Origin of the sequence: Salinarimonas ramus, from assembly GCF_014645695.1 — a bacterium.
GTDB lineage: Bacteria > Pseudomonadota > Alphaproteobacteria > Rhizobiales > Beijerinckiaceae > Salinarimonas > Salinarimonas ramus.
In genome coordinates, this window is the sequence record NZ_BMMF01000005.1 from 107,531 (window position 1) to 131,345 (window position 23,815).

The 23,815-nt window shown below is 71.3% G+C and carries 22 protein-coding genes and 2 pseudogenes; 18 read left to right on the forward strand and 6 right to left on the reverse strand.

Annotated features, from left to right (window positions below):
- Positions 1 to 84: 84 nt before the first annotated feature.
- Genes IEX89_RS09475 through IEX89_RS09500 form a run of 6 tightly spaced genes read left to right on the forward strand, consistent with a single transcriptional unit; the run spans position 85 to position 8,984 of the window.
- Complete coding sequence (locus IEX89_RS09475; RefSeq protein WP_188912115.1) at positions 85 to 1,812, forward strand: NAD(P)/FAD-dependent oxidoreductase; 1,728 nt, start codon at positions 85 to 87, stop codon at positions 1,810 to 1,812.
- On the forward strand, positions 1,809 to 4,850 hold the full coding sequence (locus IEX89_RS09480; protein WP_188912117.1) for an AMP-binding protein: 3,042 nt from the start codon (positions 1,809 to 1,811) through the stop codon (positions 4,848 to 4,850). The genes IEX89_RS09475 and IEX89_RS09480 overlap by 4 nt, the downstream gene beginning before the upstream one ends.
- On the forward strand, positions 4,843 to 5,778 hold the full coding sequence (locus tag IEX89_RS09485; protein WP_188912119.1) for a DMT family transporter: 936 nt from the start codon (positions 4,843 to 4,845) through the stop codon (positions 5,776 to 5,778). The genes IEX89_RS09480 and IEX89_RS09485 overlap by 8 nt, the downstream gene beginning before the upstream one ends.
- The gene (locus IEX89_RS09490) at positions 5,771 to 6,403 is read left to right on the forward strand and encodes a glutathione S-transferase family protein (RefSeq protein ID WP_188912122.1); all 633 of its coding nucleotides are present in this window, start codon (positions 5,771 to 5,773) and stop codon (positions 6,401 to 6,403) included. Before IEX89_RS09485 ends, IEX89_RS09490 begins: the two co-directional genes overlap by 8 nt.
- Positions 6,400 to 8,199 (forward strand): FAD/NAD(P)-binding protein, encoded by a 1,800-nt coding sequence (locus IEX89_RS09495; protein ID WP_188912124.1) that lies wholly within the window; start codon positions 6,400 to 6,402, stop codon positions 8,197 to 8,199. Before IEX89_RS09490 ends, IEX89_RS09495 begins: the two co-directional genes overlap by 4 nt.
- Positions 8,199 to 8,984, forward strand: coding sequence for an alpha/beta hydrolase family protein (locus IEX89_RS09500; protein ID WP_188912126.1), 786 nt, complete (start codon positions 8,199 to 8,201; stop codon positions 8,982 to 8,984). The genes IEX89_RS09495 and IEX89_RS09500 overlap by 1 nt, the downstream gene beginning before the upstream one ends.
- A 111-nt stretch (positions 8,985 to 9,095) precedes the next feature.
- Here IEX89_RS09500 and IEX89_RS24415 read toward each other — a convergent pair.
- From IEX89_RS24415 to IEX89_RS09525, 5 genes and pseudogenes are all read right to left on the reverse strand, one after another.
- Positions 9,096 to 9,203 (reverse strand): annotated as a pseudogene (locus IEX89_RS24415) (5-dehydro-4-deoxy-D-glucuronate isomerase); the annotation flags it as partial.
- On the reverse strand, positions 9,176 to 10,243 hold the full coding sequence (locus IEX89_RS09510) for a 4-hydroxyphenylacetate 3-hydroxylase C-terminal domain-containing protein (protein WP_188912128.1): 1,068 nt from the start codon (positions 10,241 to 10,243) through the stop codon (positions 9,176 to 9,178). The gene IEX89_RS09510 and the pseudogene IEX89_RS24415, both read right to left, overlap by 28 nt.
- Before the next feature lie 133 nt (positions 10,244 to 10,376).
- Positions 10,377 to 10,844, reverse strand: a pseudogene (locus IEX89_RS24760) (acyl carrier protein); the annotation flags it as partial.
- Positions 10,819 to 11,670 (reverse strand): AMP-binding protein, encoded by an 852-nt coding sequence (locus IEX89_RS09520; protein ID WP_308423830.1) that lies wholly within the window; start codon positions 11,668 to 11,670, stop codon positions 10,819 to 10,821. The pseudogene IEX89_RS24760 and the gene IEX89_RS09520, both read right to left, overlap by 26 nt.
- 126 nt (positions 11,671 to 11,796) lie before the next feature.
- A complete protein-coding gene (locus IEX89_RS09525) occupies positions 11,797 to 12,705 on the reverse strand; it encodes a LysR family transcriptional regulator (RefSeq protein ID WP_188912132.1) in 909 nt (302 codons plus the stop codon).
- A 172-nt stretch (positions 12,706 to 12,877) separates the two neighbouring features.
- Between IEX89_RS09525 and IEX89_RS09530 the strand changes: the two genes are divergently transcribed.
- The 7 genes from IEX89_RS09530 to IEX89_RS09560 all read left to right on the forward strand — a co-directional run bounded on the left by IEX89_RS09530 (position 12,878) and on the right by IEX89_RS09560 (position 18,442).
- Complete coding sequence (locus IEX89_RS09530) at positions 12,878 to 14,374, forward strand: CoA-acylating methylmalonate-semialdehyde dehydrogenase (protein WP_188912134.1); 1,497 nt, start codon at positions 12,878 to 12,880, stop codon at positions 14,372 to 14,374.
- A gap of 60 nt (positions 14,375 to 14,434) precedes the next feature.
- On the forward strand, positions 14,435 to 14,656 hold the full coding sequence (locus tag IEX89_RS09535) for a hypothetical protein (RefSeq protein WP_188912136.1): 222 nt from the start codon (positions 14,435 to 14,437) through the stop codon (positions 14,654 to 14,656).
- A 108-nt stretch (positions 14,657 to 14,764) separates the two neighbouring features.
- The gene (locus IEX89_RS09540) at positions 14,765 to 15,787 is read left to right on the forward strand and encodes a zinc-binding dehydrogenase (RefSeq protein WP_188912138.1); all 1,023 of its coding nucleotides are present in this window, start codon (positions 14,765 to 14,767) and stop codon (positions 15,785 to 15,787) included.
- 77 nt (positions 15,788 to 15,864) lie between these two features.
- Complete coding sequence (locus tag IEX89_RS09545) at positions 15,865 to 16,242, forward strand: type II toxin-antitoxin system RelE/ParE family toxin (RefSeq protein ID WP_188912140.1); 378 nt, start codon at positions 15,865 to 15,867, stop codon at positions 16,240 to 16,242.
- Positions 16,239 to 16,544: a helix-turn-helix domain-containing protein gene (locus tag IEX89_RS09550; protein WP_188912143.1), complete on the forward strand. Its 306-nt coding sequence runs from the start codon at positions 16,239 to 16,241 to the stop codon at positions 16,542 to 16,544. Before IEX89_RS09545 ends, IEX89_RS09550 begins: the two co-directional genes overlap by 4 nt.
- A gap of 159 nt (positions 16,545 to 16,703) precedes the next feature.
- Positions 16,704 to 17,636 (forward strand): lipid A biosynthesis lauroyl acyltransferase, encoded by a 933-nt coding sequence (locus tag IEX89_RS09555; RefSeq protein WP_188912145.1) that lies wholly within the window; start codon positions 16,704 to 16,706, stop codon positions 17,634 to 17,636.
- Between the two features lie 77 nt (positions 17,637 to 17,713).
- Complete coding sequence (locus tag IEX89_RS09560; protein ID WP_188912147.1) at positions 17,714 to 18,442, forward strand: DUF1223 domain-containing protein; 729 nt, start codon at positions 17,714 to 17,716, stop codon at positions 18,440 to 18,442.
- A 13-nt stretch (positions 18,443 to 18,455) separates the two neighbouring features.
- Here IEX89_RS09560 and IEX89_RS09565 read toward each other — a convergent pair whose 3' ends face one another.
- The gene (locus IEX89_RS09565; protein WP_188912795.1) at positions 18,456 to 18,650 is read right to left on the reverse strand and encodes a hypothetical protein; all 195 of its coding nucleotides are present in this window, start codon (positions 18,648 to 18,650) and stop codon (positions 18,456 to 18,458) included.
- Positions 18,651 to 18,869: 219 nt separating this feature from the next.
- Here IEX89_RS09565 and ggt point away from each other — a divergent pair, with 219 nt between their 5' ends.
- The 5 genes from ggt to IEX89_RS09590 all read left to right on the forward strand — a co-directional run bounded on the left by ggt (position 18,870) and on the right by IEX89_RS09590 (position 23,815).
- Positions 18,870 to 20,657, forward strand: a complete 1,788-nt coding sequence (ggt, locus tag IEX89_RS09570) for a gamma-glutamyltransferase (protein ID WP_188912149.1) — start codon at positions 18,870 to 18,872, stop codon at positions 20,655 to 20,657.
- A 75-nt stretch (positions 20,658 to 20,732) separates the two neighbouring features.
- Positions 20,733 to 21,668, forward strand: a complete 936-nt coding sequence (gene mepA / locus IEX89_RS09575) for a penicillin-insensitive murein endopeptidase (protein ID WP_188912151.1) — start codon at positions 20,733 to 20,735, stop codon at positions 21,666 to 21,668.
- Between the two features lie 207 nt (positions 21,669 to 21,875).
- Positions 21,876 to 22,943 carry an acyltransferase family protein gene (locus IEX89_RS09580; protein WP_308423826.1) on the forward strand — a complete coding sequence of 356 codons (1,068 nt, stop codon included), beginning with the start codon at positions 21,876 to 21,878 and terminating at the stop codon, positions 22,941 to 22,943.
- A 111-nt stretch (positions 22,944 to 23,054) separates the two neighbouring features.
- Positions 23,055 to 23,309, forward strand: a complete 255-nt coding sequence (locus IEX89_RS09585) for an AbrB/MazE/SpoVT family DNA-binding domain-containing protein (RefSeq protein WP_188912153.1) — start codon at positions 23,055 to 23,057, stop codon at positions 23,307 to 23,309.
- A 275-nt stretch (positions 23,310 to 23,584) separates the two neighbouring features.
- Positions 23,585 to 23,815: a glutathione S-transferase gene (locus IEX89_RS09590; RefSeq protein ID WP_188912155.1), complete on the forward strand. Its 231-nt coding sequence runs from the start codon at positions 23,585 to 23,587 to the stop codon at positions 23,813 to 23,815.

A 23,815-nucleotide genomic window follows, 5' to 3' on the forward strand; every position in this document is an offset into this window, starting at 1 on the left:
GGCGAAGCGGAAGCGATGATGCGGCGCATTCTGGTAACGTCTCACCTCACGCAGGACGGCACCGAACGATACCTTGCGGCGAACGTGCTCTACAGGCCCGACCTGCGACGTCGCGATCCGGTCCTCGTCCGGCAGGAGGTGGCGCGGATCGCGCCCGACCTGATCATCGTCTGCGCGGCGGATCAGGCTCTGCTCGACGCCGTCGGGAACACCCCGGATCTACGGATCGTGGTCTTCGCCACGACGGCGGACGCGATCGAGCCCGGCACGCTCGACCACCCCGGCGTTTCCCTCGCACTCGCTGCCACGCAGGCGCAGGCGGAGCGTGCGGCGTTCGCGGAAGCCGAGCGGCGGCTGCGTCCCGTCCCCACGGCGCCCGCGGTCGGCAGGGTGCCGGGCAAGCGCGTCGCCATGGTCGGCGCGGGAGCGGTCAACCTCGTCACCGCGCTACGCCTCGCCCGGGCGGGCTACGAGGTCGACGTCTTCGACCGCATGCCGGACCCGCTCGAGACGGACGATTTTCCGGCGGACGCGGTGGGCGCCACTTTCGGCGGCCTCGATGCCCGCATCTTCTCCTACAACGAATCGCGCCACCATCTCTATCGGGGGGTCGCCACGCGCTCGGAGATCCGCTTCCGGCACCGGATCTCGGACGCGGGCTGGCTGTCGCGCGACCTCGACACGCTGGACGACGAGGAGCGCGGCTGGATCGATCGCCTGGAAGCCGTGCCGCCCTGGCTGGCGGGCGTCTACAATCGCTGCATCCTCGACTACAATCGCGCGAGCCTCGCACGCTGGCACGAGATCTTCGGCGTCTTCCCGGCGCTGCTGCGGGGCGCCAATCTCGTCGACCGCCTGCTGCGCGTCTACCAGACGCAGGCCGCCTTCGCCGCAGCCAGCCGCTCGGAGCGCATCCTGGGCGCGCGCCGCGAGATCCTGTCGGCGTCGGATCTCGTGGCGGCGGAGCCCTGCTTCGCGGATGCGGCGCGATCGGGAGCGGTCGCCGGAGCACTGCGGGTCGAGGGCTTCTCGATCAACGTCAAGACGCTCTCGCGCAACATCGTCCGGCTGCTCGCCGCACGCGGCGTGCGCTTCCACTGGGGACGCGCGCTCACCGCGATGCGCACGGACGCGGCGGGCAGGATCGCCTCGCTTCGTTTCGGCGAGGAGGAGGTCGTCGCCGATCACGTCGTCGTCAGCCCGGGAGCCTACGCGCGGCTCGGAGGCGGCGGCGAGGACACGCTTCCGGACGTCGCCTCCGTGATCGGCATGTGGATCACGCTGCCGAACGAGGACGTGCCGCTCGCCACGCCGCTGAAGGTCAGGCGCCGCGGGTTCGCGGCGAGCGAGGCCGCCGAGGGTGCGAACGTCATCCCGGGCCACGGCCCGGACGGTCGGCCCGTGATCTACTGCAGCTCCGGCCACGGCTTCGTCGGCAAGACGCCCCTTCGTGCGGACGCCTGCGACCTCGACGAGCTCGCGCGCTGCATCCGCGAGACGGCGGAGGAGCTCTTCCCCGACAAGGTGCGCGAGGCGCGTCGGCGCGGCATGCTCGACGTTCCGCCCGCCTCCTGCATCCGGCCGTGGACGTCCTCCGGGCTCGGCGTGTTCGTGCGCCGCGAGACGGCCGGCGGTGGCGCGGCGGTCGTGACCGGGGGGCACAACACCGGCGGCTTCGCCCAGGCGCCGGCCGTCGCCGAAGCCGTGCTCGAAGCCCTGCGCGGCGGAACGCCCGAGATGGCGGAGCTCTATCATCCAGATCGCGCGACGGCGCTGGCCGAGGCGCCCACCGCGCCGGAGCGCGCGGCATGATCCCGGAGACGACGGATCGAGCCTCGCTGGCGCGCCTCCTCCTGGACGGCCTCTCACGGCACGACGGGCCGCTCTGGATCCAGGGATCGCGAACGGTCACGCGTCCGGAGGCCCGCGCCATGGTCGAGCGCGCGCGCGCATCGCTCGCGCGGGCCGGCGTCCGGGCGGGCGAGCGCTTGGCGCTGCATGGCGCTCCCGCTCCCGAGATCCTCGCCGCGCTCGTCGCGGCGCTCGTGGACGGGGTCGTCGTCGTCCCCGTCGATCCGCAGCTGACGAGCCATCGCAAGGCCCAGATCCTGGAGCTCGCGCCGGTGCGGGCCGTGCTCGACACCGTAGGTGGGCTGGACGCCCCGGCCGCGCTCGTGCGCGTCGACCTCGCAGCGGGCACCGCGCCGGCGGCTCGCGACACCGCTCCGGAGGTCGAGCCGGACGCTCCCGCCTACGTCTTCTTCACCTCCGGGTCGACGGGCGCGCCGAAGCCCGTGGTCGGGCGCCGGGGCGGCCTCGCGCATTTCGTCGCGTGGGAGGCGCAGCTGCTCGCGCTCGAGCCGTCGGATCGCGTGGGCCTGCTCACCCGCTTCTCGTTCGACGTCGTCCTGCGCGACGTCCTCCTTCCGCTCGTCTCCGGCGCCATGTCCGTCATCCCCGCCCCGGGGGAGGCCGAGACGGCCGCGGGGATGATGGACTGGATCGCGCAGGCCGGCGTCAGCGTGCTGCACACGGTCCCCTCGATCGCGCACGCGATGCTGGCGGCCAGCCCGGATCGACCGGCCGCGCGCGCTCTGCGCCACAGCTTGTTTGCCGGCGAACCGCTCAACGCGAGCCTCGTCACGCGTTGGCGCCGCCGCTTCCCGCACGCGCAGATCCACAATCTTTACGGTCCCACCGAGACCACGCTGGCGAAGTTCCACGCCCGCGTTCCCGATCCCGCACCGGAGGGGATCCAGTCCTGCGGCGTGCCGCTGCCGGAGACGACGTACCTGATCGTCGGGCCCGACGGGGCGCGGTTGCCGCTGGGCGAGCTCGGGGAGGTCGCCATCGCGACGCGCCACCGCAGCCTCGGCTATGCGCGCCCGGACGGATCCCTGGTGCCGATCACCACGCCCGTCGAGGGCCTCGACTGCTACCGGACGGGAGATCTGGGCTTTCGCGACGCCGACGGGCATCTCCATCTGCGCGGGCGACGGGACGATCAGGTCAAGATCATGGGCGTACGCCTGGAGCTCGCCGGCATCGCCGCTTCGATGGAGAGCCATCCCGAGGTCGAGAAGGCGGTCGTGATCGCGGAGGACGACGAGAGCGGCGGCAAGCGCCTCGTCGCCTGGTACACGGCGCCGGCGCGAACGGACCCGGGTCCCGCGGCTCTGCGCGGCTTCCTCGCGGCCAGGCTGCCGGCCGCGGGCGTGCCGGCGCACCTCCTTCGCTGCGACGCGTTTCCCTTGACGCCCAACGGCAAGGTGGACAAGGCCCGGCTCGTGCGCCCTCCGGCCGAGCCGGAGACCTACGTGGCTCCCTCCGACTGCCTCGAGGCGCTCCTCGCAGCGGCTTTCGCGTCGGTGCTCGGGGTCGAGCGGGTCGGCGCGGATGCCGACTTCTTCGCGCTCGGCGGGGATTCGTTGGCGGCGGCGGGCGTTTGCGCCCTCCTCGCCGAGCAGGACGGACGCACCCTGTCGCCGGGCGCCTTCCTCGACGCGCCGACGCCCTCCGGCCTGGCGGCGCTGCTGGAGAGCCGCACCGAACCCGCCGCCGGGCCGATCCCCCCGGCTCCAGACACGCTGTGGTTTCCCCTCTCGCCCCAGCAGCAGCGCTACTTCCGGACCTTCTGCGCCAGCGGGAACCGGAGCTGGTGCAACATGGTCGCGCTGATCGATCTCCCGGACGGCGTCGAGGCCTTCGCGGTGGAGCAGGCGATCGCGGACATCGCCGTGCACCACGACAGCCTGCGCCTCGCCTTCGCCCTCGACGAGAACGGCACCGTCGTCCAGCGCATCGACCCCACCTCCGCCTTCACGTTGAGCACCGCGGATCTCGCGTCGCTCTCCTCCGAGGCCGTGGACGAGGCCGTCGCCGCGATGAAGCGGCGCGAGGGCGAGGAGCCCATCGACGTGTTCTCGGATCGAGCCTGCTTCCGCGCCACGCTCGTCCTCCTGCCCGGGGGCGCCCGCAAGCTCTTGTGGAACGTGCATCACCTCGTGAGCGACGGGACGAGCCAGGGCATCCTCGCCCGCTCGCTGGCGGAATGGTTCGCGGACAAGACGGCGTTCCGCCGCCGCAACGCGGCGCTTCCCTCGATACGCGACGTGGTCCATTTCGCACGCGGCCGCGCTCCGCACGAGCTCGGCCCCTATTTTCCGACCCTGCTGACGCAGCCCGTCCCGTACCGCCACGCCTATCTCCCGCAGAATCGACCGGTCGCGGACCCGCAGCGCTGTCACGCCTACGAGAAGAGCCTCGGGGCGGATACGGTCGAGGCGCTGCGGATGAGGGCGCGCGACCTGCGGTGCACGCCCTACGTCCTCTTGCTCGGCGGCTGCATGCGCAGCCTGGCGGCGCTCACCGGGCGAACGGACCTGTGCGTCGTCACGCCCCTCGCAGGACGCGAGCATCCGGGGCTGCGGGACGTGATCGGCGATCTGATCAACCTCGTGTGCCTGCGGGTGCACGACCTCGATCGGCGAACGCCCGAGGCGCTCGCGACGCAGCTGCGCGAGCAGGTGCGAGAGGCGGCCCGGCGTCAGGAGGAGCAGTTCGATCGCGTGATCGACGCGATCGGCCTGCGCTTCGAGGCGGACCGGAACCCGCTGACGGGCTTCTCGCTCAACTACATGCCTCAGGGCGTGCCCGGGCCGGTGCGGCACGGCGAGCACGCCGATCGCGGCTACAAGCTGAAGTACGACCTGCTCTTCCTCGTGCGCGACTTCACCAACGCCGTGAACGTCGAGATCCAGTACCGAACGGGCATCTACGACGCGAGCGAGGTCGCCGGCGTCTTCGACGCCTTCGAACGACACGTGAGGCTGATCTGCCGCCATGACTGACGAACGAAGCTCCGCCGGGCCCGGCGAGTATGCTCTTCTCCTGTTGCTCGCGTTCCTCTGGGGCGGCTCCTTCACGCTCATCGAGGTTGCGCTCGCGAGCTTCCCCCCGGCGACGATCGTGGCGTGCCGCATCGGGCTGGGCGGGCTCGTGCTCCTGATCATCGCGCTCGCGAGGCGCGAGACCTTTCCGCGAACAGGGCGCACCTGGGCCGAGCTGCTCGTGCAGGGCACGCTGCAGGGCGGGTTGCCCTTCTTCCTGATCAGCTGGGGACAGCAGCACGTCGCCTCGAGCGTCGCGGGCATCGTGAACTCGACGCCGCCGATGTTCGTGTTCCTGCTCACTGTCTTCGTGCTGAGAACGGCGCCCTTCGACGCCCAGAAGCTGCTGGGCATCGTCCTGGGCCTGGGTGGCGTCACCCTCATCGCCACCGCGACGGCCTCGGGGACAGACGACAGCAGCGTGCTCGCGGTGCTCGCGGTCACTGGCGCGAGCCTGTCCTACGCCTGCGGGGCGATCTACGGCCGACGCTTCGCCGACCAGTCGGTCTTCGTCACGGCGAGCACGTCGCTGCTGCTCGCTGCGGCGCTGATCGCTCCGTTCGCGTATCTCCTCGACGACCCGTTCGACCTGCAGCCCGCGCTGGCGCCGACGCTGGCGCTGCTCGGGCTCGCGCTGTTCTCGACGGCGCTGGCGAGCCTGATCTACTTTCGCCTGATCAAGACGCTCGGCTCGCTGGCCACGACGTCGAACGCGTATCTGCGCGCGCTCTTCAGCATTCTCCTCGGCATCGTGCTGCTCTCCGAGCCGTTCACCTGGTCGATCGCGGCGGCGACGGTGCTGATCTTCCTCGGTGTCTTCATGGTCACGGGGCAGTTCCGCCGCCTCGTCACCGACCGGCTTCGACCGCGGGAGGCCGGCAATGCCTGACGCCGTCCTCTACCACGCGCGCTCCGGCAACAGCCTGCGCGCCGCCATCGCGGTGGAGCTCGCGGGCATCTCCGTCACCCGGCGGCAGATCGATCTCGCAGCGGGCGAGCACAAGCGGCCGGACTACCTCGCCGTCAATCCCGCGGGGACCGTGCCCGCCTTCGTCGAGGGTCCGCCCGACGCACCGCTCGTGCTCACCCAGTCCGGCGCGATCCTGGAGCACCTCGTCGATCGCTCCCGCCCCGACCTGTGGCCGCAGGACGCATCGGCGCGGGCGGCGTGCCGCGCGAGCGTGCTCTGCGCCGTCAGCGACGTGGCCGTCCAGAACGCGTTGGCACGCTACCTCGCCTTCGCGCCGGAGGCGTCCCGCTTCGTCTTCGAAAGGGCGATATCCGCGCTCCTCGCAGCGCTCGAGCCGCTGGCGCGCAACGAGTTTCTGTGCGGCCCGACCCCCAGCGTCGCCGACTACGCGCACTTTCCCGTCGTCTACATGCGCGAGGCCGCCCTGCGACGCCGCGCCGAGGCGCGCCCGGTGATCGCCTGGCTCGAACGCCTGATGCGCGACGATGCCGTATCGCGCGCCATCGCCTATGCCGGCCTTCAACTCGACGAGCTAAGCCCGTGACGCGTCTCGCCATCGCCATCGTCGGCGCCGGTCCGTGGGGTCTCGCGGTGCTCGACCGCGTGATCGCACGGGCCCGCGCCCATCCCGCCACGCGCTTCGACGTCGTGCTCGTCGACCCGCGCGAGCCCGGCCCCGGGCTTCACGACCCGGAGCAGGAGCCGCACCTCATCCTGAACACGGTCGCCGGGCAGATCGACGCCTTCGGCGCGCGGCATTTCGGCGAGCCGCCGCTGCGCGGGGCGCTGCCCTTCCTCGACTGGGCGCGGCGCGAGATCGATCCGGCCATCGGCGCGAACGTCTTCCTGCCGCGACGCCATTACGGCGCCTATCTGCGCTTCGTCCACGAGGTGCTCCGCGACAACCTGCCCGCCAACACGCGGCTGCACCGGCACCGATCGGTGGCGATCGGCCTGGAGCCCCTGCCCGGCGGCGGCTTCGCGCTGCGCCTCGAGGACGGCGAGCGTCCGAGCGCCGACCACGTCTTCGTCTGCACGGGTCACGGCCTCGCGGAGCGCGCCGCGGCGGAACCCGACGACGCGACGATCCCGCCCTATCCCGTCGCTCGGCTGCAGGAGGCCGTGGCACCGGGAACGGCGGTCGGGGTCGCGGGGATGGGGCTCGTGGCCGTCGACGTCGTCGCGAGCCTCACCGAAGGGCGGGGCGGGGTGTTCGAGGAGACGCCGGAGGGCACGCTGTCCTACCGTCCGTCCGGTCTCGAGCCGACGATCTTCGCGTTCTCGCGCACGGGAACGCCCTTCGCCTGCCGGCCGTCGAGCACGCTCGACCTCGCGACGATCTACACGCCGATCTTCTGCCGGAGCGAGGCGATCGCACGCGGGGATGGGCTCGACTTCGACGCCGACCTCCTGCCGCTCCTGACGGCGGAGCTCTGGGCCGCGTTCGCGATGCGCCGCGCGCTGCTCGACCTCGGCGAGGAGGCGCAGGCCGCCCTGCGCGCCCGGTTCGCGCGCCTCTCGCCCGCCGATGCCGTCGATCTCGCTCGGGAGGCGCTGCGACCGGGCGAGAGCTTCGACCCCCGTGCCCTGATCGTTGGAGATCGCCCGCGCCGCTATCCGCACGCGACGGCGTTCCGCGAGGCCTTCCGCATGCGGCTTGCCTACGATGTCGCCGAGGCGCGCGAGGGCGAGGCCGCGAGCCCTTACAAGCATGCGGTGGAGATGCTCCGCGTCCTGCGCGATTTCATCCGCGATCACGTCCGGCCCGACCGGCTGGCGCCCGCCTCGCATCGACGCTTCTTCCGCACCGTCGCCCCGCGGATATCCGGGCTCGTCGTCGGCCCGCCTCTGTCGCGCGGGCGAGAATGGCTGGCGCTGATCGAGGCAGGGATCGTGCGCGTCGATCTGGGTCCCGCACCGGAGCTGAGCCGGGACTACGACACGGGCGCGGTCGTCGCCCGATCGACGGCGCTCGACGCGCCCGCGACGGTGCAGCTCGATGCCGTCGTGCGGGCGCGTGTCGACACGGCCCCGACGGACCCGGTCGTGTCTCCGCTGTGCGCCCAGCTTCATCGCAGCGGCCTGTGCCCCCTGAACGGCGGCACCGCGACCGGGTACCTTCGCGTCGATTCGACCGGCCAGCCGATCGACGCGACCGGGCTTCCCGTGCCGGGGCTGAGCGTGCTCGGCGTGCCGACCGAGGGCGCGACCTACTTCAACCACTACCTGCCCTCGCCTCGAAGCCGCGCGCGTGCCTTCGAGACGGCGGACGCGGCGCTCGCACAGGCGCTCTCGCGGCAATGGGGCGACGAAGCGGCAAGATATCCGGGAGCGGCCTGATGGCGGGGGAGGAGCCGATCGTCCACGGCGCGGGAGACGTCGACCTCGCCTGCGTCCTGCATCGCCCGGCCGGCGACGTCCGGGGAGGCGTCGTCCTCGTCCACGGGCTGGGCGGCCGGAAGGACAGCGAGACCCATTCCGCTCTCGTGCCGCGCCTCGCCGCGGCGGGCCTGGCGACGCTGCGTTTCGACTTTCCCGGTCACGGCGACAGCGGCGGCTCGACGCTCGACCTCACGATCGGGCTCGGAGCGCGCACGGTCGACGCCATGGTCGGGCTGATGCGCGAGCGCCTGCCGCCATGTCCCCTGGGGCTCGTGGGCGCGAGCTTCGGCGCCACCGCGATCCTCGCCGCGCACGCCTCGCGGACGGCAGACGCCCTCGTTCTCCGCTCCCCGGTCTGCGACTATGCGAGCGTTCGAGCGCGGCAGCTCGGGCCCGAGCGGCTCGCTCTCTGGGCGCGCGAAGGGCGGATCGCGGGCCTGATCTCCCGCGGGCGCGAAACGCCCTACGCCTTCCACGAGGAGGCTTTGCGCCTCGATCTCTTCGCCGAGGCGACCGCGCGCACGGCTCCGCTCCTCCTCCTTCAGGGAAGCGAGGACGACACGGTGCCCATGAACGACACGCTCGCCTTGCGCGAGCGTTGGGGCGGACGGGCCGACCTCGTCCGGATCGAGGGCGGCGACCATTCCCTGAGCGACCCGCTTCATACGGACCTGCTGGTCGCCTGCGCCGCCACATGGCTCGACCGCCATCTCGTGCCCCGCGACGGCGCGCGCAAGCCCTGACGCCGCTCTCGAGAAGGCGGCCGGACGGACGACCTCGCCTCGGGCCTCGACGACCGTTCGCCGCGGCCTGCCGAAGAGGCGTCGTGAACACGCCGCCGTACTCGTCGTTTCGGAATGGATGGACCAGCTCGGGACGATGACGACCTGCTCGTCGCGGACGACGAGATGGCGCGTCTCCTCCGGCCGGCCCATCAGGTGGACGACGAACCTGCCCTCAGGCTCTCGTGACGCGCGCGCAGGCGGTCGAGCGCCCGGCACAGGGCCTCACGATCGAGCGCGCCGGTGATGCGAAGGGCGAAGCAGACGCGGTATCTCTCGTAGAGCACCTGGCGGCTCCCGAAGCTGGAGACGGCGGTGTCCCAGGCCGACCGATAGAGGGGGATCCGCTCCTGCGCCTCCAGGCGTGCGCCCTGATAGTAGAAGCGGATCTCCTCCCCGAGCGGACCGTCGAGGTCGGCGCGCGTCGGCATGGCGACGAGGCCGCTCGCCCCGATCTGCTGCACGATCTCGATCATCCGCGGATACAGGCGCGGGTAGAGGTTGCGGACCGAGTCCAACGGGTCCCAGGCCGGCACGACGAGACCGAACTCGTTCCGCGCGGCGCCGGTTTCGGCCGCGAGCTTGAGCGCCTTGACGACCTCGAGGTTGACCCAGATCTCCGTGAGCTTCTCGTGCACGTGCTGGAACGCGCCGAGATCGGCTCCCTCGACGAGCAGCGAGACGAGGCCGAGCAGGTATTCCGTCTTCGCGATGGTCTTGCAGACCACCTGGTGGGCCATGTGAGCGTTCGCCCCGGTCGCCGGATACACGCCGTTGCAGGCCTCGACGTCGCGATAGCAGGACACCCTTTCCCAAAGCATGTGCACGTCGTCGAACAGGACGACGGCGTCCATCTCCTCAAAGCAAGACGCGAGGGGATGATCGCGGCGATCGAAGCCGTGATCGACGCTGTCGCGACACACGAACCGGAGGCCCGGCGACGCCGTCGGGATCGCCACGCCGAAGGCGAAGCGCGCGCTCTCCTCGCCCGGCTCGACCATGCGTGCGGGGAACACCGCGATCTCGTCGGCCATGGGGAGCGTCGCGAGCAGGCGCGCGCCGCGCAGGACGATGCCGTCGTCTCGCTCGCGCACCACGTGAGCGGCCATCTCGGGGATGTCCTGGCGCGCCGCCCCCACGTGCTTGTTGGGGCGCGGGTTGAGGAGCGTGTGCGTGAGGCACAGGTCGCGGTCGCGAACGTGCGCGTGGTAGGCTCTCACGTTGCGCGCGAAGGCGGGCTCGCGTTGCCCGAAGAAGTCGGCGCTTGGCCGGGTCGCCGATCATGCCGCGCGCCCGGACGTAGCCCGGGTCCTGACGGGTCTCGGCTTCGAGGACCGGATCGTCGTCGGCCTCGGCGAAGCGCGTCACCGTGTCGGCACCGGCGGCGATGATCTCGAGAAAGCGCTCGAGGCTCTCCGCACCCGGGACGCGAACGGACATGCCGATCACGGCGACGGCCTCGTCCTCCCACGATCCGCGGCTCCTCGCGTTGGCGCGGGCCCGCTCGCGCGCCGGGCCGCGCGGCGCCGGCATCCGCTCGACCCGCTCGATCGCAGAGACGTCGGTCTCGACCCGTGCGAGGAACCCGTCGACCGTGGGGTGGCGGAACAGGTCGGCGACGCTCGCGCGAACCCCGGTACGGCGAGCGAAGGCGGCTACCACGTGATTGGCCTGGAGCGACGTCAGGCCGAGAGCGAACAGGTCGGCGCCCCCCTCGATCTCGGCGGGCCCGAGAACCTCGCGCAGCAGATCGAGGAAGCTCTCCCGGGGCGTGGAGCCGGCGGGAGCGTCGATATCAGCGATGGCCGATCGCGGGTCGATCGCGGCGAGAGCCGCTCGATCGACCTTGCCGTTGGGGGGTGAGCGGGAGCGCCCGGACGATCGTCACGGTGGCGGGGAGCATGTAGGCCGGCAGCACGGATGCGAGCCGCTCGCGGATCGTGGACGCGTCGAGCTCGGCTCCCGTCTTCGGCACCACGTAGGCGGCCAGCTCGTTCTCTCCGATCGCGTCGCGCCGGCAGACGACCGCGGCATGATCGATCCCCCGCACCCCCGCGAGCGCGCCCTGCACGTCCTGCAGCTCGATCCGGTGGCCGCGGACCTTGACCTGGTCGTCCGTTCGGCCGGCCATTACGAGCGTCCCGTCCGGCCGCAGGAGCGCGAGATCCCCCGTTCGATAGAAGCGTTCGCCGGTCTCTGGGGCGAGGGGATCGGGAACGAAACGCTCGCGCGTGCGCGCGACGTCGGTATAGCCGAGCGCCAGCCCCGCTCCCCCGATGTACAGCTCCCCGAGCTCACCCGGGCGCACGGGCGCGCCGTCGTCGCCGATCAGCCTGATCGTCGTCCGGCGGATCGGGCGCCCGACGTGGATCGGCGCTCCGGGATCGGCGATCCGTCCGCAGGTCGACCAGATCGTGGTCTCCGTCGGGCCGTACATGTTCCAGAGGCTGCCGGTCGCGCCGACGAGCCGGCGGGCGAGGTCGGGATCGAGGGCATCGCCGCCGCACAACGCCTTCAGCCCCGGCGATCCCGTCCAGCCGGACAAGAGCAGCATGCGCCAGGTCGCCGGTGTCGCCTGCATGACCGTGACGGCATGGGCGTCCATCGCGCGCGCCAGCGCGGCCCCGTCCTGCCGGACGAGCCCGATCGACGGGGCGTCGCGATCGACGTGGCTACGCGGCGCGTTCGCGAGCGGAGGCTGCCGCGGGACCGACCTGCGGGAGCGACGGCTACCGAGAGGACGGCGCTCGGGCGCGGCGCACGGCGTCTCGCGTCAGGGCCGGTCGTCGGGCATGAAGTCCGCGCGCGCCGCCTTCACCTCGCGCACGAGGAAGTCCATCGTCGCGCGGATGCGGGCGATGTCCTTGAGGTCGGCGTGGACGATGAGCCAGTAGGAGCGCGAGAAGCTCGTCTTCTCCGGCAGGATCTGCACGAGGCGCGGGTCCTGGGCTGCGACGAAATAGGGCAGGATGCACACGCCCGCCCCCGCCAGCGTCGCCTGCATCTGGGTGACGAGGGAGGACGAGGCGATCTTCGCCCGCAGGCCCTTGTTGACCTCGTCGAGATAGTCGAGCTCGGGGGTGAAGATCAGGTCGTCGATATAGCCGATGATCGGGTGGTCCTGCAGGTCTTCGGGCGTCTCGATGGGCTTGGCCCGGTCGAGATAGTCCTGCGTGGCGAAGACGCCGAGCTTGTAGTCCGTCAGGCGCCGCGCGACGATCTTGCCTTCCTTGGGCGGCGCCAGGGATATGGCGATGTCCGCCTCGCGCTTGGAGAGCGAGAGGAGCCGCGGCATGGCGACGATCTGCAGCTCGAGATCCGGGTATTGCTTGGCGAGGTCCGCCGTGCGCGGCGCCAGGAACATCGTGCCGAAGCCGTCGGGCGCGCCGATGCGCACGGTGCCCGAGAGCGCGAGGTCCGCCCCGCCGATCTCCGAGGAGACCGCGAGCGCCTGGGTCTCGATGGCCTCGGCCTTGGCGAGCAGGCGCTCGCCGTGCTCCGTCAGCGCGTAGCCTTGCGGGCGTCGCTCGAACAGCTTCGCCTTGAGCGCGTCCTCGAGCGCCGTGATTCGTCGCGAGACGGTGGCGTGGTCGGCGCCGAGCCGCCGCGCGGCGACGGTGAGGCGGCCGACGCGCGCGACGGCGAGAAAGAAGCGCAGGTCGTCCCAATCGAAGCGACTCATGATAGACTCCACCAAGCATCTGTCACGGACGAGCGGCACGGCCTCGTCAGGTGGCGTTTCCCCAGGGTAAGCACGCGCGCAGTTCCGCACGTCGTTGCTTCGATTTCTCCTATAGCTGTGCAAATATCGCAAATGCTATCGGTATGCCGTAAGAGCAAGGGAGGCGTGCAACATGCGCACGGTCGGTCATTTCATCGGCGGACGCGAGGTCGAGGGCTCCTCGGGACGGTATGGCGACGTCTACGAGCCCATGACGGGCGAGGTGAAGGCGAAGGTGGCGCTCGCCACCCGCGACGAGGTCCGTGCCGCCGTCGAGAACGCGCTCGAGGCGCAGCCCGCCTGGGCGGCGACGAACCCGCAGCGCCGCGCCCGCGTGTTCATGAAGTTCATCGAGCTGCTCCACCGCGACTACGACGCCCTCGCCGAGCTTCTCGCCCGCGAGCACGGCAAGACCGTGCCCGACGCCAAGGGCGACATCCAGCGCGGCCTCGAAGTGTGCGAGTTCGTGCTCGGCATCGCCCACCTGCAGAAGGGCGAGTACACCGAGGGCGCGGGGCCCGGCATCGACATGTACTCGATGCGCCAGCCGCTCGGCGTGGTGGCCGGCATCACGCCCTTCAACTTCCCCGCCATGATCCCGATGTGGAAGTTCGCGCCCGCCATCGCCTGCGGCAACGCCTTCATCCTCAAGCCCTCCGAGCGCGATCCGGGCGTGCCCATGCGCCTCGCCGAGCTGATGATCGAAGCGGGGCTCCCGGCGGGCATCCTCAACGTCGTCAACGGCGACAAGGAGGCGGTGGACGCCATCCTCGAGGACCCCGACATCAAGGCCGTGGGCTTCGTCGGCTCCTCCGACATCGCGCATTACGTCTACTCGCGCGCGGCGGCGACGGGCAAGCGCGCCCAGTGCTTCGGCGGCGCCAAGAACCACATGATCATCATGCCCGACGCGGACATGGACCAGACGGTCGACGCGCTGGTGGGTGCCGGCTACGGCTCGGCCGGCGAGCGCTGCATGGCGGTCTCCGTCGCCGTGCCGGTGGGCAAGGGCACCGCCGACCGGCTGATGGAGAAGCTCGTCCCGCGGGTCGAGAGCCTCAAGGTCGGCCCCTCCACGGACCCCTCCGCCGATTTCGGGCCGATGGTGACGCGCGCCCACCTCGAGAAGGTGAAGAAGTACGTCGACATCGGCGTCCAGGAAGGCGCAAAGCTCGTCGTCGACGGCCGGAACTTCTCGCTCCAGGGCTACGAGAACGGCTTCTACATGGGCGGCTGCCTGTTCGACGACGTGACGCCGGACATGCGCATCTACAAGGAGGAGATCTTCGGCCCGGTCCTCTCCGTGGTGCGTGCCAAGGATTACGAGGAGGGGCTGCGCCTCGCCAACGACCACCAGTACGGCAACGGGGTGGCCATCTTCACCCGCGACGGCGACGCGGCGCGCGACTTCGCCGCCAAGGTGCAGGTGGGCATGGTGGGCATCAACGTGCCGATCCCCGTGCCGCTCGCCTACCACACGTTCGGCGGCTGGAAGCGCTCCGGCTTCGGCGACCTGAACCAGCACGGCCCCCACGCGATCCTGTTCTACACCAAGACCAAGACCGTCACCGCCCGCTGGCCCTCGGGCGTGAAGGAGGGCGCGGAGTTCGTGATCCCGACGATGCAGTGAGGTCGTGATGCGCTCGGCGGGATGCGCTATCCTCGCGCGTCCCGCCGAGGAGCGATGCAAATGGCCTGTGGCGACATGGACGACGATCTCGCCGTTCCGCGAAACGAAGCCGGGATAGACGCGCGTGCGCACCTGGCGCAGGAGATGCCGCCGGAGCCCGACCGGACCCGCCGCGCGATGCAGCCGGCGGAACGTCTGGCGATGAGCCGAGCAGTTCGAGCCTTGCAGAGCGAGCCCCTTCCGCCGATGTCGCTCGACGACATCCGGGAGGGGCTGGCGTGAGAATTGCGCCGGCACCGACCCCCGCTTGTCATCCCCGCCCCCACCCGCTAAGCCGCCGACCTGCCCGTCTCGACCGCTCGTCCGACGGCACACGGCAAGGGAGATCCCATGCGCGCTCTGCGTCTCCACGGCGACCGCGACCTCAGGCTCGAGACCCTCGACGATCCGCCCGCCCCCGCTGCCGGGGAAGTCCAGGTGCGGGTGCGCGCCGTCGCGCTCAACTTCCTCGACGTGTGGGGCTATCGCGGCATGGCCTTCGCCAAGCGCAAGCTGCCGCAGGTGGCGGGCGTGGAGGCCGCAGGGGAGGTCGTCGCCATCGGCCCGGGCGTGACGCGCTTTTCCCTCGGCGACGCCGTCGTGCCCTACGGCGCGGAGACCTGCCGGGAATGCCGCGCCTGCCGGGAGGGGCGCGACAATCTGTGCGAGAACGTCCGGGGCATCATGGGCTTCCACGTCGACGGCATGGCCCGCGAGCTGATGAACCGCCCCGAGCGGCTGCTCGTGAAGGTGCCCGCCGGCGTCCCCTTCACCGACGCCGCCTGCGCGGCGATCGGCTTCGGCACCGTCCAGCACATGCTCTTCGACAACGCCAAGCTCGAGCCCGGCGAGACGATCCTCGTCCATGCCGGCGGCTCGGGGATCGGCACCGCCGCGATCAAGATGGCCAAGGCCATCGGCTGCACGGTCTACACGACGGTGGGCGACGACGAGAAGGGCGAGAAGGCGCGCGCGCTCGGCGCCGACCACGTCATCAACTATCGCGAGGAGCGCTTCGAGGGCGAGGTCCGCCGACTCACCAAGCGCAAGGGCGTCGACGTCGTCTTCGAGCACGTGGGCGCGGACACCTGGAACGGGTCGCTGCTCTGCCTCAAGCGCGGCGGGCGCCTCGTCACCTGCGGCTCGACCTCGGGCGTGACGACGCAGATGAACCTGATGCAGCTCTTCCAGCAGCAATACCGCATCTTCGGCTCCTTCGGCTGCTCCATGCGCAACATCGCGCAATCACTGGAGAAGATGGCGGCCGGCATGACCCCCGTGATCGACTCGACCTTCCCCCTCGCCGATTTCGCCCAGGGGCTGGAGCGGCTGGAGGGGAGGAAGGTGTTCGGGAAGGTGGTGGTGACGTTGTGAGGCGCGCCTGTCGTTCAGACGCTTGACGCGCATACGTAAGATACGTAGTTTACGTTCATTGTTCGATCGGCGGCACGATGCATACGGTTGTCGAGACCAACGCCTTCAGGCGCGCCGCCGAAGACGTCGGCCTTTCCGAGGAGGAGCGCATCGCGATTGCGACGCTCGTTTCCGAGGATCCGATGCTCGGCGCAACGATCCCCGGCACCGGCGGTGCTCGCAAGTTCCGCTATGCACCACCGCATCGAGGCAAGCGCGGAGGATACCGCGTCATCACGTACTTCGCAGCAGAGGATGTGCCTGTATTCTTGCTGGACATGTATTCCAAAGGCGAGAAGATCGACCTTACGAAGGCCGAGCGAAACGAGCTCGCACGGCTTCTCGCCGACATCGCCGATGATTACCGAACCTACTCCATGGGACGTGGCCGACACATCGGGGAGAAGCGGAAATGAGCAAAGCAGGTAAGCGTCTGATTGCTGCCGCACAGGAGGTCAAGGCGATCGTGCGCGGTGAGATCGAGCCGGCGCACGTGCACGAACCCGCCGCTCTCGACGTGAAGGCGATCCGCGCCAAGGCCGGATTGTCGCAGGATGCCTTCGCGTCCACCTTCGGCTTCACCGTCAATCAGATCAGGGATTGGGAGCAGGGGCGCTCTCGTCCGCTCGGAGGCGTTCGCGCGTACCTCATGATTATAGAGCGGGATCCGACCGGCGTTCGGAAGATGCTCGACGAGACGCGCCGTACCGCGGCCTGAGTCCTGCGGCCGAGCCAGACCGGGTGCAGTCTATATCCGAATACCGCTCCCGGACGGCGGTGGCGGTTCGGTCTGGGAGACCCGTGCCATCCCACCCCGCTTGACCCCGCGTCCGCGATCGGTCACACGAGCGCGCTCTCGCTGAACCCGAAGGTCCCGGTGTCCGGTTTCCGTCTTCGTCTGGCCCGGCTCGCCGGGCATGCTCTCGAAGGCCTGAGCGTCGCGGCGGTGCGCTCGGTCTTCGCGCTCGCGCGCGCGCTCGGGCCCGATCGCGCGGGGCGCGTGGGCGCCGCGCTCACGCGCACGCTCGGGCCGCTCGTGCCGGCGCACCGCACGGCGATGGCGAACGTCGCCGCGGCCTTCCCGGAGAAGTCGGCGGCCGAGCATCGGGCCATCGTGCGCGGCGCCTGGGACAATCTCGGGCGCACGGCGGCGGAATACGCGCATCTCGACACGATCTTCGACTTCGACCCCGAGAACCCCGGCGCGGGGCGCATCGAGGTGGAGGGCATCCCCTATTTCGAGGCGCTGCGCGACGACGGGCGTCCCGGCATCATCTTCTCCGCCCATCTCGCCAATTGGGAGCTGCCGGCGATCTGCGCGCATCGCTACGGGCTCTCCGCCACAGCCGTGTTCCGCGCGCCGAACACGGCCGCCGTGGCGCGGGCCGTGATGGAGGTGCGCTCGCAGACGATGGGCGGGCTCGAGGCGGCGCGCCAGGGCGCGGCCTTCGCCATGGCGGGCGTGCTCGATCGCGGCGGGCATCTCGGCATGCTCGTCGACCAGCACTTCACCCGCGGCGTCGACGTCACCTTCATGGGCATGCCGGCCAAGGCGAACCCCGTCCTCGCCAAGTTCGCCAAGCGCTTCGAGTGCCCCGTCCACGGCGTGCGGGTGGTGCGCCTGCCCAAGGGCCGCTTTCGCCTGGAGCTGACCCCGCCGCTCGACCTGCCGCGGGACGCGAAGGGCGAGATCGACGTACAGGGCGCCATGCAGGCCATGACCGACGTGGTCGAGAGCTGGGTGCGCGAGCATCCCGAGCAATGGCTCTGGCAGCACCGCCGCTGGCGCCCGGTGCCGAAACGGCGGTGAGACGGGGCGGCGGCGCTCGCCCGGGGCTCAAGGCAACGTGAATTCGCCGTTTACACCGTTCGTGCTTTAACGGGCCCATGAGAACCGCCAACGTCCTCCTCGCGCTCGCGATCGGCGCCCTCGTGACGAGCGCGCTCCACGCACGCGGCCTCGCCGCGGACGCGACGCCGCGGGCCGTCGTCGAGCTGTTCACGAGCCAGGGCTGCGCGTCGTGCCCGCCCGCTGACGCCAAGCTCGTCGAGCTGGCGAAGGATCCCGATCTCCTCGCGCTGACCCTGCCCGTCGATTACTGGGACTATCTCGGCTGGACCGACACGCTGGCGAACCCCGCCCACACGGCGCGCCAGCGCGGCTATGCGCAGGCGCGCGGGGACCGCATGGTGTTCACGCCGCAGATGGTGGTGAACGGCACCATCGCCTGCATCGGCTCGAAGTCGGAGGAGGTGTCCGACGCCCTCGACCGCACCTCCGGCACGCGTCTGCCCGTCGCGGTCTCGGTGGAGGTCGCCGCCGGCGAGGCGGAGATCCGCGTCGCCGCCGGCGAGGACGCGCCGGCCGAGGTCTGGCTCCTCGCCATCGATCGCGAGGAGGAAGTGGCCATCGGGCGCGGCGAGAATTCCGGGCGCCACGCCACCTACGCCAACGTCGTGCGCGCCATGACCAAGGTCGGGGACTGGACAGGAGACGCGGAGAGCTTCCGCCACGGCCTCGCCGGGCGCGGGGACTTCCACGTCGTGCTGCTTCAGAAGCGCGCCGACGGCGAGCCCGGCGCGATCCTCGGCGCCGGGCGCAGCGACGCGCGCTGAGGCGCGCCTCCCGTCAATCGAGGGCGACGAGCCCGAGCGCGGCGACGACGGCGGCGCCGGCCACGAGCCACAGCCGCGGCACGCGGACCTCCACCTCCTGGCGCAGCCACTCGCGCGCGGTCCGTGCGTCGAGGCGCGGCGCGCCGCTCTCGCGGGCGTTCGAGGCGGTGCTCTCCAGGGCGGGGGTCCGGATGTCGGCGTTCTGCATGGTTCGATCTCCTCGTCGTGGCGGCTGCGCGCGCTGTGCGCACGGCATGGGTAGGAATACGGACCTCCAACTGACGAAACGCTGACGGCGTCGGCGCTCGCCCGTCGCGCGAACCGGCGGGCACGTCGAAGGGCAGGCATCGGCGCTTCGCAAGCGCGGCGCGGCTGCTACCATGGGTGCCGGATCGCAGAACATCCCCGATCGGAAGGAGACGCCCCCATGCGGCACACGCCCCTCGTGGTCCGGTTCCTGGCGGCTTTCGCCACCGCGGCCGGCGCCCACGCGTTCGTCCTCGCCCCCGCCGCCCGGGCGCAGGCCGTCGATCTCGCGACCGAGCTCCCGCCGGCGCCGGAGGCCGGCACCGGCACGCAGGCGCGCGACCTCGCGCGCGCCGAGCGGCAGATGGTGGCGGCGGCGAACCCCATCGCGGCGCAAGCCGGCCTCGCCATCCTGCGCGCGGGCGGCAGCGCGGTCGACGCCATGATCACGACGCAGCTCGTGCTCAACATCGTCGAGCCGCAGAGCTCCGGCATCGGCGGCGGCGCCTTCCTCGTCCATTGGGACGCGGACCGGGCCGACATGATCACGCTGGAAGGCCGCGAGACCGCGCCCGCCGCCGCGACGCCGGAGCGCTTCCTCGGCGCGGACGGCGAGCCGCGGCCCTTCATGGAGGCCGTCGTCGGCGGGCTCTCGGTCGGCGTGCCGGGCGTACCGGCGCTCTTGGCGGAGGCGCACGCCCGCTTCGGCCGGCTGCCCTGGGAGAGCCTGTTCACGATCCCCATCGCGCTCGCGCAGGACGGCTTCCCGGTCTCGGAGCGCCTGCACGCGCTCCTCGACGAGGACCCGGCTCTGCGCGACGACCCGCGCGCGCGGGCCCTTTACTACCAGGAGGGCGGCACGCCGGTCCCCGTGGGCACCATGCTCGCCAATCCCGCGCTCGCCGAGACCCTGCGCGCCATGGCGGCGGACGGCGTCTCGGCCTTCTACGAGGGCGCGGTGGCGCGCGACATCGTCGACACGGTGACGAGCCACCCGAGCAATCCCGGCGACATGACGCTCGCCGATCTCGCCGAGTATCGCGTGATCGCCCGCGAGCCGGTCTGCGTCGACTACCGCGTCTACGAGGTCTGCGGCATGGGCCCGCCCTCGTCCGGCGCCATCGCGGTGGGGCAGATCATGGGGCTTCTGGAGGGCTTCGACCTCGCCGCCATGGGTCCCGGCCCGGAGGCGGCGCACGTCGTCTCCGAGGCGAGCCGCCTCGCCTTCGCCGACCGCAACCACTTCGTCGCTGACGCGGACTTCGTCTCCGTGCCGGTGCGCGGCCTCCTCGACGAGAGCTACCTCGACGAGCGCGCCGGGCTCATCGCGGACGACGGCTCGCTCGGCCAGGCCGAGCCCGGCGAGCCGCCCTTCCAGCGCGAGGGGCGCCTCGCGCCTTCCATCGACCGGTCGACCGGCACGAGCCACGTCTCCATCGTGGACGCGGACGGCAACGCCGTCTCGATGACTTCGACAATAGAAAGCGCCTTCGGCGCACGGTTGATGACCGCCGGTGGCTTCCTCCTCAACAATCAGCTCACCGACTTCTCCTTCCGCCCCGAGGTCGACGGGCGCGCCGTGGCGAACCGCGTGGAGGCCGGCAAGCGGCCGCGCTCGTCCATGGCGCCGACGATCGTGCTCGACGCCTTCGGGCGCCTCTACGTCGTCACCGGCTCGCCGGGCGGCAGCCGCATCATCGGCTACGTGGCGAAGTCCCTCGTCGCGATCCTCGACTGGGGCATGGACCCGCAGGAGGCGGCGGCCTTCCCGGGCTTCCTGTCGCGCAACGGACCCACCGAGCTCGAGGAGGGCACCGAGGCCGCCTCCTGGGCGGACGCGCTCGCCGCACGCGGCCACGAGACGCGCATCGCGGAGATGACGTCCGGCATCCACGCCATCGTCGTCACCCCGGCGGGGCTCCTCGGCGGGGCGGACCCGCGCCGCGAAGGCCTGGCCGTCGGCGACTGAGCCGCTCGGCGTCCGATCGAGCGGAACGAGCCGGGCCGCAAGGTTTCGTCAACCATGCGGCCCGATCCTCTCCCCATGAGACACGCACGCACCCTCCGCCGCCTCCTCGCGGCCGCCGCCACCGCTTTCGCCCTCGCCTCCCCGGCCGCGATGGCGCAGACGCCGGGCAGCCTCGACCCGCGCCCGCTCCCGGCGCTGGCGAACCCCGACGATCCGGCGCTCCCCGCGAAGGAGCTGTTCGGCCGCGCCGCCGAGCCGGCACCGCTGGAAGCACGGGCGCTCGGCTCGTATGCGGGCGGGTGCCTCGCGGGCGCGATGGCGCTTCCCGTCGACGGGCCGGGCTGGCGGGTCATGCGCCTCTCGCGCAATCGCAACTGGGGCCATCCGGATCTCGTCGCCCTGCTCGAGCGCCTCGCCGCCGCGACGCCGCAGGCGGTGGGCTGGCCGGGGCTCCTCGTCGGCGATCTCTCCCAGCCCCGCGGCGGCCCGATGATCTGGGGCCACGCCTCGCATCAGATCGGGCTCGACGCCGACGTCTGGCTGACCCCGATGCCGGAGCGCGGCGTCTCGCCCGCCGAGCGCGAGACGATGATGGCGACCTCCGTCGTGCGGCCCGATCGCCGCGACGTCGACCCGGAAATCTGGACGCCGGCGCACGCCCGCCTCGTGGCGCTCGCCGCGCGCGAGCCGCGGGTGGAGCGCATCTTCGTCAACGCCGCGATCAAGCGCGCTCTGTGCCGCGACACGACGGGCGACCGCTCCTGGCTCTCCAAGGTGCGCCCCATGTGGGGGCACGATTACCACATGCACGTGCGCATCACCTGCCCGCCCGGCCAGGCCGGCTGCGAGCCGCAGGCCGCCGTCCCGCCCGGCGACGGCTGCGACGCGACGCTCGACTGGTGGTTCTCCGACGAGGTGCTGAACCCCGCGCCCTCCTCCGGTGGCGGCCGGCGGGAGAAGACGCTCGCCGACCTCCCCGACGCCTGCCGACGCGTGCTCGTGGCGCGCTGAGGCGGACGATTCTGTTGCCGCAACGTCAACCATCCGCGCAGGACGGCGGTGCCTTGGAGGGCCGGCCTTAACCCTGCGCGCGCGAACCTCGCCATCGCGACGGCCGTCTGGCCCGAGTTCTGCGCAATTCGTCGCGAATGCCGCGCACCCGTCTCACGACGGCACGCTCGCGGCGCGGACGAGACGACGGAGAGATCGGCAATGGTGATGACCATGCACCGGAACGGGACGACGGCGGTGCCCGAGCGGGTCGAATGGGTCGACGCCGCCAAGGGCATCTGCATCGTGTTCGTGGTGATGATGCATTCGACGCTGGGTGTGGGCAACCACATGGGCGGCGAGGGCTGGATGCACACGGTGGTCGCCTTCGCGGCGCCTTTCCGCATGCCGGACTTCTTCCTGATCTCGGGGCTCTTCCTCGCCCGCGTGGTCGACCGCGACTGGCGCACCTACGGCGACAAGCGCATCCTGCACTTCGTCTATTTCTACCTGCTCTGGCTCCTCATCCAATCGGTGATGAAGTCGGGCTCGATCGGCGACGGCACGCTCGCGGGCTTCGTCGAGCACCTCGCCTTCTCGCTCGTCGAGCCGTTCTCGACGCTGTGGTTCGTCTACATGCTGGCGGTCTTCTCGATCGTCGCCAAGCTCGTGCGCAAGGTGAACCCGGTCCTCGTGCTCGCGGTCGCGGCCGCCCTCGAGATCGCGCCGATCCATACGGGCTGGTTCCTGCTCGACGAGTTCTGCGGACGCCTCGTCTACTTCCTCGCCGGCTGGCATCTCGCGCCGATGATCTTCCGCCTGGCCGAGGCGGCGCTCGCCCGCAAGGGCGCGGCGCTCGCCTTCCTCGCGGCCTGGGCCGTGGTGAACGGCGCGCTCGCCTTGAACGAGGTGACGCTCCTCGGCCAGACGACGACGCTCGCCGCCCTGCCGGTGGTGAGCCTCGCGCTGGGTATCGCCGGTGCGGTCGCCATCGTGACGGTGTCGGCCCTCGTCGCGGGCACGATCGCGGGCAGGCCCTTCGCCTATGCGGGGCAGCACTCGATCGCGGTCTATCTCGCCTTCTTCGTGCCGATGGCGGCGACCCGCGAGATCCTGCTGAGGCTCGGCATCGTCGAGGACATCGGCACGGTGTCCGCGATCGTGACGCTGAGCGCCGTGATCGCCCCCCTCGTGCTCGAGCGGATCGTGCGCCACACGCCGCTCTCCTTCCTGTTCGAGCGCCCCGCCTGGGCGCGCCTCGGGGAGAAACGCCCGGCGGTGGCCCCGGCGGAGTGATCCCGCCCGACCATAGCGGCAGGCACGATCGAAAGCCTGCCGCGACGGCTGCAGAAGACGTCGGAACACGCCATATTCCAGCTCGAGCGCAGCGCCGAGAAGGTCGACGTCATGAGCAAGGTCACGAGCCGCGTCACGGCGAAGGGCGCCGGCACCATCCCCGAAGACGTGCGTCGCCTCCTCGGGCTAGAGCCCGGGAGCGAGGTGGAGTTCGCGAGAACCGAGGACGGAAGCGTCGTCATCAGGAAGATGGACGCCTCGCGGCGCGTTCCGCTCGAGAGCCTGCGCGGGCACGCGGGGCCTGGCATGAGCACGGACGAGATCATGCGGCTGACGCGGGGCAGGGCTCCCGGGGACCCGCTCTGACGGCCCCTTCCGCCGCTACTTCCCCCAGGTGCGCCTGATCACCCCGCCCGCAAATCCTTGACTCACCGCCCATCCCCCTGTACGCGCACGGCTCCAGCACTTCGTCGCAGACGAACGCTCGATCCGCCGACCGGTCCCACGAGGCCGGAGGTCAACGCCCGACAGCGCGTCGCGCCCTCGGGCGCGATCCGCGTTGCGCCCTGAGACGAAGACCGTTGGCGACGAAGGACGTTGGCGAGGCGGGGGCACGATCCCCATATCGAGCCGGGGCGAGCATGAGCGAGACGACGCGCGAGGGCGAGACCCTCGACATCGCGCAGGCCGTGAACGAGACCTGCCCGTGGTCGGGAAAGCCGATCGCGGCGGATTCGCTCACGCGCTATCGCGGCCGCGTCGTCGGCTTCTGCAATCCGGGCTGCCGCGACGAGTTCGCGGCGGCGATCGCCCAATTCGACGCCGCGATCGACGCGGACGACACGCCCCTCATCGCCAAAGGGCTCGACTGA

Excerpts from the sequence above, each read along its gene's own strand:
- IEX89_RS09480 (WP_188912117.1), top strand. The coding sequence starts at position 1,809 with ATGATCCCGGAGACGACGGATCGAGCCTCGCTGGCGCGCCTCCTCCTG.
- IEX89_RS09485 (WP_188912119.1), top strand. The coding sequence starts at position 4,843 with ATGACTGACGAACGAAGCTCCGCCGGGCCCGGCGAGTATGCTCTTCTC.
- IEX89_RS09490 (WP_188912122.1), top strand. The coding sequence starts at position 5,771 with ATGCCTGACGCCGTCCTCTACCACGCGCGCTCCGGCAACAGCCTGCGC.
- IEX89_RS09500 (WP_188912126.1), top strand. The coding sequence starts at position 8,199 with ATGGCGGGGGAGGAGCCGATCGTCCACGGCGCGGGAGACGTCGACCTC.
- IEX89_RS09525 (WP_188912132.1), bottom strand. The coding sequence starts at position 12,705 with ATGAGTCGCTTCGATTGGGACGACCTGCGCTTCTTTCTCGCCGTCGCG.
- IEX89_RS09530 (WP_188912134.1), top strand. The coding sequence starts at position 12,878 with ATGCGCACGGTCGGTCATTTCATCGGCGGACGCGAGGTCGAGGGCTCC.
- IEX89_RS09535 (WP_188912136.1), top strand. The coding sequence starts at position 14,435 with ATGGCCTGTGGCGACATGGACGACGATCTCGCCGTTCCGCGAAACGAA.
- IEX89_RS09540 (WP_188912138.1), top strand. The coding sequence starts at position 14,765 with ATGCGCGCTCTGCGTCTCCACGGCGACCGCGACCTCAGGCTCGAGACC.
- IEX89_RS09545 (WP_188912140.1), top strand. The coding sequence starts at position 15,865 with ATGCATACGGTTGTCGAGACCAACGCCTTCAGGCGCGCCGCCGAAGAC.
- IEX89_RS09550 (WP_188912143.1), top strand. The coding sequence starts at position 16,239 with ATGAGCAAAGCAGGTAAGCGTCTGATTGCTGCCGCACAGGAGGTCAAG.
- IEX89_RS09560 (WP_188912147.1), top strand. The coding sequence starts at position 17,714 with ATGAGAACCGCCAACGTCCTCCTCGCGCTCGCGATCGGCGCCCTCGTG.
- IEX89_RS09565 (WP_188912795.1), bottom strand. The coding sequence starts at position 18,650 with ATGCAGAACGCCGACATCCGGACCCCCGCCCTGGAGAGCACCGCCTCG.
- ggt (WP_188912149.1), top strand. The coding sequence starts at position 18,870 with ATGCGGCACACGCCCCTCGTGGTCCGGTTCCTGGCGGCTTTCGCCACC.
- mepA (WP_188912151.1), top strand. The coding sequence starts at position 20,733 with ATGAGACACGCACGCACCCTCCGCCGCCTCCTCGCGGCCGCCGCCACC.
- IEX89_RS09580 (WP_308423826.1), top strand. The coding sequence starts at position 21,876 with ATGACCATGCACCGGAACGGGACGACGGCGGTGCCCGAGCGGGTCGAA.
- IEX89_RS09585 (WP_188912153.1), top strand. The coding sequence starts at position 23,055 with ATGAGCAAGGTCACGAGCCGCGTCACGGCGAAGGGCGCCGGCACCATC.
- IEX89_RS09590 (WP_188912155.1), top strand. The coding sequence starts at position 23,585 with ATGAGCGAGACGACGCGCGAGGGCGAGACCCTCGACATCGCGCAGGCC.